The organism is Actinoallomurus bryophytorum (assembly GCF_006716425.1).
Lineage (GTDB): Bacteria > Actinomycetota > Actinomycetes > Streptosporangiales > Streptosporangiaceae > Actinoallomurus > Actinoallomurus bryophytorum.
This window is the reverse complement of record NZ_VFOZ01000002.1, coordinates 455,511-469,349: the sequence shown is the minus strand read 5'-3', so window position 1 is coordinate 469,349 and position 13,839 is coordinate 455,511. Positions and strand designations below refer to the sequence as shown.

Annotated in this window: 9 protein-coding genes; 8 read left to right on the top strand and 1 reads right to left on the bottom strand. The window is 70.8% G+C overall.

Features of this window, described 5'->3' with window-relative positions:
* Positions 1-47 precede the first annotated feature (47 nt).
* The gene (locus FB559_RS45955) at positions 48-2,450 is read left to right on the top strand and encodes a ricin-type beta-trefoil lectin domain protein (RefSeq protein WP_141962514.1); all 2,403 of its coding nucleotides are present in this window, start codon (positions 48-50) and stop codon (positions 2,448-2,450) included.
* Positions 2,451-2,571: 121 nt separating this feature from the next.
* Here the strand turns inward: FB559_RS45955 and FB559_RS38340 are convergent, their stop codons facing one another.
* The gene (locus FB559_RS38340; RefSeq protein ID WP_141962513.1) at positions 2,572-3,639 is read right to left on the bottom strand and encodes a LacI family DNA-binding transcriptional regulator; all 1,068 of its coding nucleotides are present in this window, start codon (positions 3,637-3,639) and stop codon (positions 2,572-2,574) included.
* A 500-nt stretch (positions 3,640-4,139) separates the two neighbouring features.
* On the opposite strand from FB559_RS38340, the gene FB559_RS38335 reads away from it, so the two are divergent.
* The 7 genes from FB559_RS38335 (at position 4,140) to FB559_RS38305 (ending at position 13,780) form a co-directional block, all read left to right on the top strand.
* Positions 4,140-5,387 (top strand): sugar ABC transporter substrate-binding protein, encoded by a 1,248-nt coding sequence (locus tag FB559_RS38335; protein ID WP_221640643.1) that lies wholly within the window; start codon positions 4,140-4,142, stop codon positions 5,385-5,387.
* A gap of 28 nt (positions 5,388-5,415) precedes the next feature.
* A complete protein-coding gene (locus FB559_RS38330) occupies positions 5,416-6,387 on the top strand; it encodes a carbohydrate ABC transporter permease (RefSeq protein ID WP_141962512.1) in 972 nt (323 codons plus the stop codon).
* 64 nt (positions 6,388-6,451) lie between these two features.
* The gene (locus FB559_RS38325; RefSeq protein ID WP_141962511.1) at positions 6,452-7,270 is read left to right on the top strand and encodes a carbohydrate ABC transporter permease; all 819 of its coding nucleotides are present in this window, start codon (positions 6,452-6,454) and stop codon (positions 7,268-7,270) included.
* Positions 7,270-8,991 (top strand): amylo-alpha-1,6-glucosidase, encoded by a 1,722-nt coding sequence (locus FB559_RS38320; protein ID WP_141962510.1) that lies wholly within the window; start codon positions 7,270-7,272, stop codon positions 8,989-8,991. The genes FB559_RS38325 and FB559_RS38320 overlap by 1 nt, the downstream gene beginning before the upstream one ends.
* Positions 8,992-9,040: 49 nt before the next feature.
* On the top strand, positions 9,041-11,050 hold the full coding sequence (locus FB559_RS38315) for a glycoside hydrolase family 127 protein (RefSeq protein WP_141962509.1): 2,010 nt from the start codon (positions 9,041-9,043) through the stop codon (positions 11,048-11,050).
* A gap of 251 nt (positions 11,051-11,301) precedes the next feature.
* Positions 11,302-12,414: an SGNH/GDSL hydrolase family protein gene (locus tag FB559_RS45950; RefSeq protein ID WP_141962508.1), complete on the top strand. Its 1,113-nt coding sequence runs from the start codon at positions 11,302-11,304 to the stop codon at positions 12,412-12,414.
* Between the two features lie 34 nt (positions 12,415-12,448).
* On the top strand, positions 12,449-13,780 hold the full coding sequence (locus FB559_RS38305; protein WP_141962507.1) for an RICIN domain-containing protein: 1,332 nt from the start codon (positions 12,449-12,451) through the stop codon (positions 13,778-13,780).
* Positions 13,781-13,839: the final 59 nt, after the last annotated feature.

Sequence of the window (13,839 nt, the reverse complement as noted above, 5' to 3'; positions counted from 1 at the left end):
CCGACAACGCGCTGACGAGCCCCCCGTACGCCCCGCAAGGAGTCGGCATGACCCAAGCATCACGACATCGCATCCCTCTGCTCGCCGTCCTCATCCTGGTCATGGGTTTCCTGGCCGGGGTGACCCTGACCCCACCCGCGCACGCCGCGGTCTCCACGTCGATCACCGTCGACGGGTCCGGCTCCGGCCGGGTCTTCGACGGTGTCGGCGCCATCAGCGGCGGCGGCGGCAACTCCCGGCTGCTGCCCGACTACCCCGAGCCGCAGCGCAGCCGGCTGCTGGACTACCTGTTCAAGCCGTCGTACGGCGCCGCCCTGCAGACGCTGAAGATCGAGGTCGGCGGGGACACCAACTCCACCGACGGAGCCGAGGCCAGCCACGAGCACACCCGGGGCGCGGTCGACTGCGGCCAGGGGTACGAGTGGTGGCTGGCCGAGCAGGCCAAGGCCCGCAACCCGAACATCAAGCTGTACGGCCTCGCCTGGGGCGCGCCCGGATGGATCGGCGGCGGCAACTTCTGGTCCCAGGACATGGTCGACTACCTGATGTCGTGGCTGGGCTGTGCCAAGCAGCACGGGCTGACCATCGACTACCTCGGCGGCTGGAACGAACGCAACTGGAACGCGGGCTGGTACGAGAAGCTCAGGTCCGCGCTCAACGCCGGCGGCTACAGCTCGATCAAGGTCGTCGCGGCGGACAGCGGGTGGGACGTCGCCGACGCGATGACCTCCGACTCGGCGTTCCGGAACGCGGTCGACATCGTCGGGACGCACTACCCCTGCGGGTACATGACCGCCTTCACCTCCTGCCCGAGCACCTCCAACGCCCAGAACCTCGGCAAGCCCCTGTGGGCCAGTGAGAACGGGTCGGAGGACGCCGACGGCGGGGCCCCGGCGGTCGCGCGCGCGATCAACCGCGACTACATCGACGGGCGGATGACCTCCTACATCAACTGGCCGGTCATCGCGGCGCTGTACCCGAACCTGCACTACGCCACCGACGGCATGTCGATCGCGGCGCAGCCGTGGTCGGGCAACTACTCCATCGGCCGTACGACGTGGGTCACCGCGCAGACCACCCAGTTCACCGGGCCGGGATGGCACTACATCGATTCGGGCAGCGGCTACCTGGGCGGCAACCGGGCGAACGGCAGCTACGTGACGCTGAAGTCGACCAACAACTCCGACTACTCGACCGTCATCGAGACGATGGACGCCACGGCCGCCCAGACCGCGAACTTCACCGTCGCCGGCGGGCTGTCCACGGGCCAGGTCCACGTGTGGAGCACCCGGGTGAACTCCTCCAACTCCGCCGACCAGCTCGTGCACGCCACGGACGTCACCCCGTCGGGCGGGAAGTACTCCCTGACGCTCCAGCCCGGTTACGTCTACACCGTGACGACGACGACCGGGCAGGGCAAGGGCACCGCGACCCCGCCGTCCTCCGCCTCGATGTCCCTTCCGTACTCCGACGATTTCGAGACGGCGGCCACCACCACGTCACCGAAGTACTTCGCGGACATGAACGGCGCCTTCCAGCGCGTGTCCTGCGGTGGCAGCAGGTCCGGTTCGTGCGTACGGCAGATGGCCGCGACCACCCCGATCCGCTGGACCGGCGAGTCCTACAACGCCCCGTACACGATCATGGGTGACGGGTCGTGGAGCAACTACACGGTCGCCGCGGACGCGATGCTGGAGCAGTCCGGCAGCGTCGAGCTGCTCGGCCGCGCCAACCTGCAGGCGACCAACAACAACGGCCTGAACGCCTACCACTTCCGGGTCAGTGACAGTGGGGCGTGGTCCATCGTCAAGAGCGACACCTCGTGGCACTTCACGACGCTGGCGAGCGGCACCACGACGGCGCTCGGGCTCAACCGGTGGCACCGGCTGTCGCTGAAGCTGCAGGACACCACGCTGACCGCCGCCGTCGACGGGACGACCGTGGGAAGTGCCACCGACGCCTCCTACACCAACGGCCAGCCCGGCTTCGGCGTCACCGGCTACCAGACCGACCAGTTCGACAACTTCGCCCTGACGGCGGGCACCGCGTCGCAGCAGCACATCGGCCCAGTCAGGTCCGCTCTGTCCGGCAAGTGCGTCGACGACAACGGAGCTTCGACCACGAGCGGCACCAAGATCCAGCTGTGGGACTGCAACGGCGGCGCCGCCCAGACCTGGTGGTGGGGCAACGGCCAGCTCCGCCTCGGTGGGTCGGACGGAAAGTGTGTGGACGTGACCGGCCAGGGCACGGCCAACGGCACGCTCGTCGACCTGTGGGACTGCAACGGCGGAACCAACCAGCAGTGGACGCCGCAGTCGGACGGGACCCTGAAGGGGGTCCAGTCCGGCCGCTGCCTGGACGTCCCCAACGCCGGCACCACCAACGGCACCCAGCTGGAGATCTGGGACTGCAACGGCGGTACGAACCAGAGGTGGACCCTGCCCAGCTGACCCACCGCGGCTGCGCGCCCGGCGTCCGACGACGCCGGGCGCGCAGCCCCTTCTTGGCGTCGAACCGGTTCGATCGGCTATCGCCCGGTGCCGGCGGTGTGGGCGGCAGGTGGCGCGGGACTCACGACCCGGCCGGGGCGTGGTGGTCGCCGGATGAGACGGGTGCCGACCCGGTGCTGGCGCGCAGGACGATGGGAGGCATGAGCAGTTGGTGGCGTGGGGGAGTCCGCTGGTCGCCGATGCGTTCGAGCAGCAGGTCGATGGCGATCCGCCCCATCTCGTGGGCGGGGACGTCGGCGGCGGTCAGCGAGGGGGTCACGGCTTCGGCCCACCGGGCGCCGGCGATGCCGGTCACGGACACGTCGCGGGGGATCGTGCGGCCGGCGCCGGTCAGCCCGCGGTACAGCCCGCCCAGGGACGCCTCGTTCACCGTCACGATGCCGGTCGTCTCCGGATGCTCGGCCAGCACGCGCTCGGCGAGGCGCTCACCCGCCATCGCGTCGTCGTCGCAGGGGTAGGCGACGCCGCGCAGCCCGAGCTGCCGGATCGCCAGCTCGAACCCGTCCTGGCCGCGGCGGGCCGACTCGTAGCCGGCGCGCAGGAGCGCCTCGGACCGGTTGACGAAGGCCAGGTGCCGGTGGCCGAGATCCGACAGGTGCTGCACGCACCGGCGTACGAGCGTCAGGTGGTCCAGGTCGACCCAGGCGGTGTCGTCGGGCCGGGCGACGCGCCCGATCGTGACGAACGGGAAGCTGGTCCGCAGCATGCGGTCGACGCGGGCGTCCTCCAGCCGTATCTCCATGAGGATCGCCCCGTCGACACGTCGTTCGCCCACGAGGCGCTGGAAGGACTGCTCCTCGCCCGCGTCGGCCATCGACATCAGCACGTCGTAGTCGCGGGCGGCGGCGGCCTCGGCGACCCCGCCGATGAAGTCGAGCTGCATGTCGGTGTAATGGCTTCCGGCCGGCGGGAAGACCAGGCCGAGCGTCCTGGTCTCGCCCCGGGCCAGCGCACGCGCCGAGGCGTTCGGCTGGTAGCCCATCTCGTCGATGACCCGCTGGATGCGCTGACGGGTCGCTTCCGAAACCGGCCGCTTGCCCGACAGGGCGTAGGAGACGGTGCTGCGCGACACCTTCGCGCGCCGCGCGACCTCTCCGATGTTGACGGCCGAAGCTTCGAGTCGACTCAAACAGGCCTCCGAGGGCGGGTGCGAGGGGGCGGCCGGTCGAGTGCGGAAGGGCGGGGGGAGACCCGAACGACGCGACCAGTCTATGCACGGCGGTCCGCGGTCGCCGGGACGTGGCGTCCACCGCCGAGGGCGCCGTCGATTACGAACCGATTCGATGGAACGATACAACGTGCCGTCCCACTGCTCAAGGCGCCGGAGACGTCCTGGTCATCGGGGCCGGGGCGGGGTGACCGCGCACGGTGTCCGGCTGCCAGGGAGACAAGATGGGGTGAACCGGGACCGGGCGGCCCATTGACCTTGCCGAGAGGGAAAGCCTATGGTCGGTCGAACCCCGATACGAACCGGTTCGACGCGGGCCGGCAATCACTGCGGAACACCTGCTGTACCCAGGGTCCGACCGACGCCAGGTGAGCCGTTCACGCAGTGGTCCCGGGCGGCCGCGCGCACTGCCGTGCGGGCCGCCCGGCACTGAACGCCATCGTGCGAAAAGGAGAGATCCGGTGAGGACACGAACGTTGCGGCGACGCATCGCCGGTTTCGGAATGGCCACCGTCGTGCTGTCGGGCGGCCTGCTCGGCTGCTCGTCGGGCGACGGGGGAGGTGCCTCCGGTAGCGGCACCTACACGATCTGGGACCCCTATCCGCAGTTCGACACCGGCTCGGCGTGGGTCCGGCTGCTCGGCAAGTGCGGCACTGACGCCGGGGTGACCGTCAAACGGTCCGGCTTCGACACCACCGACCTGACGAGCAAGGTCCTGCTCGCCTCGCAGCAGGGCAACCCCCCGGACGTCCTCATCGTCGACAACCCGGTCGTCTCAACCCTGGCGCAGGCGGGTGTGCTCGTGCCCAACGCGGACACGAAGCTCGACGCGTCCGCGATGCAGCCCAACCTGCTCGGCGCCGGCCAGATCGGCGGGAAGACGTACGGCGTCCCGATCGGCGCGAACACGCTCGCCCTCTACTACAACAAGGCGATCCTGCGCAGTGCCGGTGTCGACGTCGCCTCGGTCAAGGACTGGACCTCCCTGACGGCCGCGCTGGCCAAGGTGAAGGGAGCCGGCAAGAAGGGCATCACGTTCTCGGCGATCGGCACCGAGGAGGGGAGCTTCCAGTTCCTCCCGTGGTTCTGGGGCGCGGGGGCGCAGCTCACCAAGCTCGACTCACCGGCGGGCGTCTCGGCGCTGTCGCTGTGGGAGGACTGGCTGAAGAAGGGGTACGCGCCGAACTCGGTGATCAACAACACCCAGACGACGAGCTGGCAGGAGTTCGCGACCGGCAAGTACGCGTTCGCCGAGAACGGCACCTGGCAGCTGGCGAACGCCGGGAAGGCCGGCTTCGGCTACGGCATCATCCCCATCCCCGCCGCCGGCGGCGGCACCGCGCCCGCGCCGACGGGCGGTGAGTTCGTCACGGTGCCGGCGCAGAAGCAGACCGGCCGCTACGCCACCTCCGAGAAGCTGGTCACCTGTCTGACCAACGCGGACAACCTGTACGCGACCGACACGACGCTGTCCTACATCGCGCCGACGAGCACGGTCCAGGCCAAGCAGGCGGCGTCGCCCGGTCTGAAGGTCTGGGTGGACGCCGTGCACGCGGCGAAGGCACGGACGGGTGACGGCCTGGGCACCAAGTACCCCAAGATCTCCGAGCCGATGTGGACGGCGGTGCAGGCGGCGCTGAGCGGTTCGAAGCCGCCGCAGGCGGCGCTGTCGGCCGCGCAGTCCACCGCGGCGGCCGCGACCCGGTGACCGCGGGGCCGTGACGAGGGACGACGGGATGAACGACGTGACGCGGGCGCCGGCGCGACGGCGGACCACGAGAGGTGAGAACCCGGCCGCCGCCGAGGGCCGGGTCCGGTCACGGCGCGCGCGTTCCGGGCAGTGGGCGGCCTGGGCGTTCCTCGCCCCCGTCACCGTCTACCTGCTGCTCTTCTACGCCTATCCGCTGTACCGCAATCTCGACCTGAGCCTGCGGGACTACACGGTGCGCTCGTTCGTGCAGGGCGGCGCGCCCTTCGCCGGGCTGAAGAACTACCGCACGGTTCTCCACGACCCGGTCTTCGGGTCCGCACTGGTGCACACCCTGGTGTTCACGCTGGTGTCGCTGGCGTTCCAGTTCACGATCGGGATGGCGCTGGCCGTGTTCTTCACGCGGCACTTCCGGCTGTCGGCGACGTTGCGGGCGCTGTTCCTCGTGCCGTGGCTGCTGCCGTTGATCGTGTCGGCGTCGACGTGGTCCTGGATGCTCAACAGCGACTCCGGGGTGGTGAACTCGGTGGCGCGGTCGCTCGGCGTCGCTCCGGTCAACTGGCTCACCTCCCCGCAGTGGTCGCTGATCTCCGTGGTCATCGTGAACATCTGGATCGGCATCCCGTTCAACCTCGTCGTGCTCTACAGCGGTCTGCAGGCGATCCCCGCGTCCTTGTACGAGGCCGCCGCGCTGGACGGGGCGAACGGCTGGCAGCGGTTCTGGCGAGTGACCTTCCCCCTCCTCCGTCCGGTGTCCGCGATCACCCTGCTGCTGGGCCTGATCTACACGCTGAAGGTCTTCGACATCATCTGGATCATGACCAAGGGAGGGCCGGCGGACTCGTCCACGACGTTCGCCACCTGGTCCTACCGCCTCGGTTTCGGCAACCTCCTGCCGGCGTTCGGCCCCGGCGCGGCCGTCGGCAACCTGCTGATCGTGATCGCCGTCGCCTTCGGCCTGATCTACATCCGCATCCAGCGAAAGCAGCGGTTGACATGACCGAGCGAAGCGAGGGAATCGACAGGCACAGCCCCCTGGTCACTTCCCCGACGAAGGAGGGCACATGACCGGCAAGGCCACCTGGTGGAGGACGGGACTCGGCCTCGTCCTGACGGCGCTGATGCTCTTCCCCGTCTACTGGATGATCAATGTGTCCTTCACGCGGGACACGGACATGCGCAAGACCCCGCCCGACTGGTTCCCGCTCCACGGCACCGTCGAGGGCTACCGTGCCGTGTTCCACCAGCAACTGCCCTACCTCGGCACGAGCCTGCTCGTCGGCCTCGCCACGGTCGTGCTCACCGTCGCGCTGTCGGCTCCGGCGGGGTACTCGATGGCCAAGCTGGCACCGCGCGGCCGGGGCGTGCTGAGCTTCGTGCTCCTCATCGCGCAGATGATCCCGGGGATCATCATGGCGATGGGCTTCTACGCCATATATCTCTCGCTCGGCGTGCTCAACTCGCCCGTTGGCCTGGTCATCGCCGACTCCACCATCGCGGTCCCGTTCGGTGTACTGATCTTCACGGCGTTCATGTCCGGCATCCCCGAGGAGCTCGTCCAGGCGGCCACGATCGACGGCGCCGGGAGGTTCCGCGTCTTCTGGTCGATCGTGCTGCCGGTCAGCCGCAACGCGATCGTCACGGTCTCGCTCTTCTCCTTCCTCTGGGCGTGGTCGGACTTCGTCTTCGCCAACACCCTCGTCGGCGGGGGCAGCCGCCGGCCCATCACCCTGGGCATCTACCGCTACATCGGCAACAACAACCAGCAGTGGAACGCCATCATGGCGACCGCCGTCGTGGCCTCGATCCCCGCCACGGTCCTGCTGGTCCTCGCCCAGCGCTACGTCGCCGCCGGGGTCACGGCCGGGGCGGTGAAGGACTGATGGCGGCCCCGGTGTTCTCCGTCCGGGAGATCCCGTTCAGCTACTCCGGGTCCTGGTTCGGCATCTCCTACGTCGTCGCGGCGCACGAGTACGCCGACGACCTGCACCTGGTCTCCCACCAGACGGGCATGCACCCGATCCTGCGGTTCGTGCCCACGGTGGGCGGCGCCCGCGTCACCACGACGGTACGGGCGACGCCGAGCCGGCTCACCTGGACGAGCGATGAGGGCCGCGTCGACCTGGCGTACGAGCGAGACGACACCATCCGGCTGCGCGGGCGCGGGCTCGGGATGCGCGTCACCGCGGCCGAACCGCTGCTGACGCCCTTCAGCGGCACCTATCTCTACCGCGACCCCGTCGACGGCTCTCACGTGTTCACCAGCTACGAGAGCGGCCGGCGTTACCGGGTCACCGTGCTGACCGGAGGGCCGGCCGACGCCGTCGGCGTGGAGCGGCTCGGTTCCGGCGAGCGCGGCCTCCATCTGCCGGGCGACGACGGCGAGCCATGGGAGATCGCCGTCGAGGAGCTCGACGGCGGCCGGCCGCCCTACGTGGCCTCCGCCGGCTTCGACCAGATCGCAGCGTCGGTGGAGACGGAGTTCTCGGCCTTCGCCGACGCCGTGGCGCCGTGGCGTACCCTCGGCACTCCGGCCGCGGAGCAGGCCGCGTACGTGCTGTGGTCCGCCACGGTACGGCCGGCCGGGTTCGTGCGACGTCCGGCCGTGCTCATGTCGAAGCACTGGATGGACAAGGTGTGGAGCTGGGACCACTGCTTCAACGCGCTGGCGCTGGCGGAGGGCCTTCCCGAGCTGGCGTGGGACCAGTTCCAGGTGCCCTTCGACCACCAGGACGAGGCCGGCGGCCTGCCCGACTCGGTGACCCATTCGGAGGTCCTCTACAACTTCGTCAAGCCGCCCATCCACGGCTGGGCCCTCGGCCGTCTGAGGGAACGTCTTCCCCGCGACCTCGACCGGGCCGCCCTGACCCAGGTCTACGGGCAGCTCGAGGCGTGGACGAACTTCTGGCTCACCGCCCGGCGCGCGCCCGGCGAGGAGCTCGCGCACTACCACCACGGCAACGACAGCGGCTGGGACAACGCGACGACCTTCGACCCCGGCCACGTGATCCAGACCGCGGACCTGGCGGCGTTCCTCGTGCTGCAGATGCGGGAGCTCGCCGGCCTCGCTGGCGAGCTCGGCCGTGACGACGACGCCGCCGCGTGGCGGCGGGCGGCGGACCGGATGTGCACCGGCCTGCTGGAGACACTGTGGACGGGCGACCGCTTCCAGACACGCGAGGCCGGCTCCGGGCGTACGTGGACGAGCGCGAGCCTGCTCGACGTCATGGCGATCGTGCTGGGGCCGGCGCTGAGCACCGAACGGCGTGCCGCGCTCGTCCGGCGGATAAAGGAGCACCTCACGCCGTACGGCCTGGCCTCGGAGCCCATCTCCTCGGGGGAGTACCGGTCGGACGGCTACTGGCGCGGCCCCATCTGGGCGCCGTCCACCGTACTCGTCGAGGACGGCCTGCGCCGGGGCGGCTTCGCCGAGCTCGCCGACGAGGTCAGCGCCCGGTTCCGTGCCCTGTGTGAGAAGTCCGGCTTCGCCGAGAACTTCGACGCCGGGACGGGCGCCCCGCTCCGCGACCGCGCCTACACCTGGACCGCGAGCGGCTACCTCATCCTCGCCGAGGCGTACGAGCGGCGCCGCGCGCCACGATGACACCCGCCGGCCCGGCACCCGTGCGTCCGTCACACCAGGAAGGAGCGGAATGGCCGAACCACGACCGTCCTCCCGCACCGTCGCCGACTCCGCCGGCGAGCCCGCCACGGGCGCGGTCCTCGCCGCGCCCGCCGTACCGGGTCCCGGTGCGGTCGGCGTGCTGCGGCCCCTGGGTGTGGGACAGGTGCGTCTCGACCCGGACGGCCTGCTCGGGCAGTGGTACCGGCGCAACGCCACCGCCACCCTCCCGCACTGCGTGGACCGGCTGGAGACCAGCGGAAACCTCGGTAACCTGCGCGCCGCCGCCGGCGAGGCCGAGCAGGAGTTCCGCGGCATGTGGTTCGCCGACTCCGACGTGTACAAGACCCTGGAGGCGGCGTCGTGGCGGCTCGCCGCGTCCGCGCCCGGCGACGAGGCCGGACTGCGCGCGTTCGTCGCCGGCACGACCGCGCTGCTGGCCCGTGCCCAGCGGCCGGACGGCTACCTGAACTCCTACTTCACGCTCGTCGAGCCGGGCGAACGCTGGCGCAAGCCGCACTGGAGCCACGAGCTGTACTGCGCGGGCCACCTGATCCAGGCCGCGGTCGCGGCCGGCCGGGCCGGCGTGGGCGACGGGTTGCTCGAGCAGGCCCGGCGGTTCGCCGACCTGCTCGTGGCGCGGTTCGGCCCGGACGGGGTGGACGAGGTGTGCGGGCACCCGGAGATCGAGACGGCACTGGTCGAGCTGTACCGGCTGACCGGGCACGGGCCGTACTTGGAGCTGGCGGCACGGTTCATCGACCTGCGCGGACGCGGGCTGCTGACGCGGGGGCCGTTCGGGCCGGGCTACTTCCAGGACCATGTGCCGCCGCGTGACGCGCGGGAGGTCGCCGGTCACGCCGTACGCCAGCAGTACCTGCTGGCCGGCATGATCGACGTCGCCGTCGAGACCGGCGACCGCGAACTGCTGGCCGCGGCCGGGCGACTGTGGGAGGACGCCGTCCACACCCGCACGTACGTCACGGGGGCGCACGGGTCGCGGCACCGGGACGAGGCCTACGGGAGTCCGTACGAGCTCCCCCCGGACCGCGCGTACGCCGAGACGTGCGCGGCGATCGCCGGCTTCCAGTGCAGCTGGCGCCTGCTCCTGGCCACCGGCGAGGCGCGGTACGCCGACGAGATGGAGCGGGTGCTCTACAACGCGGTGGCGGTCGCGGTGTCCTGTGACGGCACCCGGTTCTTCTACTCCAACCCGTTGCAGGTGCGCACCGGTCATGTCGGCGGAGGGGAGGAGGCGTCCACCCGGCGGCTGCCCTGGTACTCGTGCGCGTGCTGCCCGCCCAACCTCGCCCGGCTGTTCGCCGCGCTCCCCGGCCACCTGGCGACCGCCGACGACGAGGGCCTGCGGATCCACCTGTACGGCTCGGCCACGGTGGACGCCGCCGTGCGCGGCGTGCCCGTCCGGCTGCGCATGCGCACCGAGTACCCCTGGCAGGGCCGCGTCGAGCTCACCGTGACCGGTCCGGCGGGAAGCGCGCCCTGGACGCTCGCGCTGCGGATCCCCGCCTGGTGCCCGGCGTACACCGTCCTGGTCGACGGTGTCCCGGTGCGGGCGGAGGCGCCGGATGGCTATGTGCGGCTGCGGCGCGTCTGGGCGCACGGGACCACCGTCGTGCTCGACCTGCACCTGCCGGTGCGGCAGGTGAGCGCCCATCCGCGCGTGGACGCGGTACGCGGGTGCGTCGCGCTGACGCGCGGACCGCTGGTGTACTGCCTGGAGCAGGCCGACCTGCCGCCGGACGCGGTGCTGGAGGACGTCCGGCTGGACCCGGAGGCGCCGGTCGTCCTCGCCCTCGCGAACGGACCGGGCCCCTCGGCGCCGCCGGTCACGCTGATCGCGAGCGGTTTCACGGTGACCACCGCCGGCACGTCGCTCTACCGCACCGCGGCCCGCGCCGGCGGCACCACGACACCGGTCACGCTGCGGGCGGTCCCGTACTTCCTGTGGGGCCACCGCGCGAAGGGCGCGATGCGGGTCTGGATCCCGGCTCGACCGGCCCCTCATGAAAACAGCGGATGAAAGAACACCGGCGCCCGGAGCGGCGGCCGAACCCGGTTGGCGGGCTTGACCAGGGCTGATGCGCGGCGTACGCCGCGCTTTCGTCTTCCCGGCGAAAGCGCGGAGAAGGAACATTGACCGGATTTCGCCCAGGATCGTAACCTCCCGACGAGTCGATTGCCCGAATCGATTCGACGAAATCGGCGCCGTCCGGGAGATGGCAGTCGGAACGGCGGCCGTTCGATCCGCACGCATGTCCTGAGGAGTGAATGATGCGCGGACACGTCCCGCGGTGGGCCGGTGCGCTGGTGACGCTTCTCCTGGCGGCCGGTGCGCTCATCGGGATCGCTACGGCCGCCTACGCCGAGTCCAACGGCGGCGTACGGGTCATGCCGCTCGGTGACTCGATCACCGACGGCATCACGGTGCCCGGCGCGTACCGGATCGGTCTGTGGCAGCGCTTGGTGAACGACGGCTACAAGGTCGACTTCGTCGGGTCGTCGTCCAACGGGCCCTCGACCCTCGGCGACCACGACCACGAGGGGCACTCGGGCTGGCGCATCGACCAGATCGACGCGAACGTCACCGGCTGGCTGGGCACTTACACGCCGCACACCGTGCTGCTGCACATCGGTACCAACGACATCATCCAGAACCACGACGTGGCGAACGCCCCCGCGCGGCTGTCGGCGCTGATCGACCACATCACCGCGAGCGTCCCGTCCGCCGAGGTCTTCGTCGCGACGCTCATCCCGCTCGCGAACTCGGGTCAGGAGACGAGCGTCCGCACGTTCAACGCCGCGATCCCCGGCATCGTGCAGAGCAAGGCCGCGGCCGGGCGGCACGTGCATCTGGTGGACATGCACGCCGCACTGACCACCGCGGACCTGGCCGACGGCATCCACCCGGGCGCCGCGGGCTACGACAAGATGGCCGCCACCTGGTACTCCGCCCTCAGGTCGGTGCCCGGCAGCATCGGCGATTCCGGCGGGAGCACCGCCTCCGGCGCGATCCACGCCGTCGGGGCGGGCAGGTGCCTGGACGTCCCGAACTCCACCCGGACCAACGGCACCCAGCTGCAGATCTATGACTGCAACGGCGGCGCCGGCCAGACCTGGTCCTCCTCGGGCGGCCGGCTCACCGTCTACAGCGGTGCCAAGTGCCTGGACGCCTACGACAACCGGACCACGGCGGGCACCAAGGTCGAGATCTGGGACTGCAACGGCGGAGCGAACCAGCAGTGGCAGGTCAACTCCAACGGCACCATCACCGGCGTCCAGTCCGGCCTGTGCCTGGACGTGACCAACGCCTCCACCGCCAACGGCGCGCCGGTCCAGCTGTGGACCTGCAACGGCGGCGGCAACCAGAAGTGGAGCCTGAACTAGCGCGCTCGTCACGACCCGGACGAAGGAAGGCCCGATGAAATCCAGACTTCTCCTCCTACCCGCCATGGTCGCGGCGTTCGTCGTCCTGGCACTGGGCGGCACGGCACTCGGCAGCGGCACCCCCTCGTCCACGGCTCCGCGTCCCGCGGCGGCGACCGCCGGATGCGGCAGCGCACCGACGCTGGCGAGCGGTACGCACACGATCCAGAGCAGCGGCCAGAACCGCAGTTACATCCTGCGGGTGCCCGCCGGCTACGACGCCGGCCACCCGTACCGGCTGGTCTTCGGGTTCCACTGGCTGGGCGGCACCGCGAACGACGTCGACTCCGGAGGAACCGACGGCTACAACTGGTCCTACTACGGGCTGCGGCGCCTCGCGGACGGCGGCGGCAACAGCACGATCTTCGTCGCGCCCCAGGGCATCAGCAACGGCTGGGCCAACTCCGGCGGCCAGGACGTGACCTTCGTCGACGACATGCTCCGCCAGCTCGAGGCGGGACTGTGCGTCGACACGACGCAGATCTTCTCCTCCGGCTTCAGCTACGGCGCCGCGATGACGTACGCGCTCGCCTGCGCCCGCCCGACGGTCTTCCGCGCGGTCGCGGTCTACTCCGGCGCGAACCTCAGCGGATGCGGCGGCGGCACCCAGCCCGTCGCCTACATCGGGCTGCACGGCCTCCGGGACAACGTCCTGCCCATCGCCTCCGGCCGGGCCCTCCGTGACACGTTCGTCCGCAACAACGGCTGTACCGCGCAGAACCCGCCCGAGCCGGCGAACGGCAGCCTGACGCACATCGTCACCACCTACTCCGGGTGCCGTACCGGGTACCCGGTCGTCTGGGCCGCGTTCGACGGAGCGGGCCATGACCCCGGGCCGATCGACGGATGCACCTGTGACGGCTGGCGGACCTGGACCTCCGGAGTGGTCTGGAGCTTCTTCACCCAGTTCCAGGGTGGCTCCTCCTCACCGCCGCCGTCCTCGGCGTCGGCCCTGGTCAACTCCGCCGCCGGCCGGTGCCTGGACGTGCCGAACTCCGCACAGACGAACGGCACCCAGACCGAGCTGTGGGACTGCAACGGCGGTGCGAACCAGCAGTGGACGCCGACCTCCTCCAAGCAGCTGCAGGTGTACGGCGGCAAGTGCCTGGACGCCGAGGGTGCCGGGACCTCTTCCGGTACGAGGGTGATCATCTGGGACTGCAACGGCCAGGCCAACCAGCAGTGGAACGTGGGCAGCGACGGCACCGTCGTCGGCGCGCAGTCCGGCCTGTGCCTCGGCGTGAGCGGCGCCGGGACCGCCAACGGCACCCCGATCGTGCTGTCGGCCTGCAACGGCGGGAGCAACCAGAAATGGACCCGGAGCTGATCCGCGGCTCTGGGTCACGCCCGCGGGGTCCGGCTCTGGTCGCCCGGCGAGGCGAAGTC

Bases quoted from the DNA above. Each gene is read 5' to 3' on its own strand.
- FB559_RS45955 (WP_141962514.1), top strand. From the start codon at position 48: ATGACCCAAGCATCACGACATCGCATCCCTCTGCTCGCCGTCCTCATC.
- FB559_RS38330 (WP_141962512.1), top strand. From the start codon at position 5,416: ATGAACGACGTGACGCGGGCGCCGGCGCGACGGCGGACCACGAGAGGT.
- FB559_RS38325 (WP_141962511.1), top strand. From the start codon at position 6,452: ATGACCGGCAAGGCCACCTGGTGGAGGACGGGACTCGGCCTCGTCCTG.
- FB559_RS38320 (WP_141962510.1), top strand. From the start codon at position 7,270: ATGGCGGCCCCGGTGTTCTCCGTCCGGGAGATCCCGTTCAGCTACTCC.
- FB559_RS38315 (WP_141962509.1), top strand. From the start codon at position 9,041: ATGGCCGAACCACGACCGTCCTCCCGCACCGTCGCCGACTCCGCCGGC.
- FB559_RS45950 (WP_141962508.1), top strand. From the start codon at position 11,302: ATGCGCGGACACGTCCCGCGGTGGGCCGGTGCGCTGGTGACGCTTCTC.
- FB559_RS38305 (WP_141962507.1), top strand. From the start codon at position 12,449: ATGAAATCCAGACTTCTCCTCCTACCCGCCATGGTCGCGGCGTTCGTC.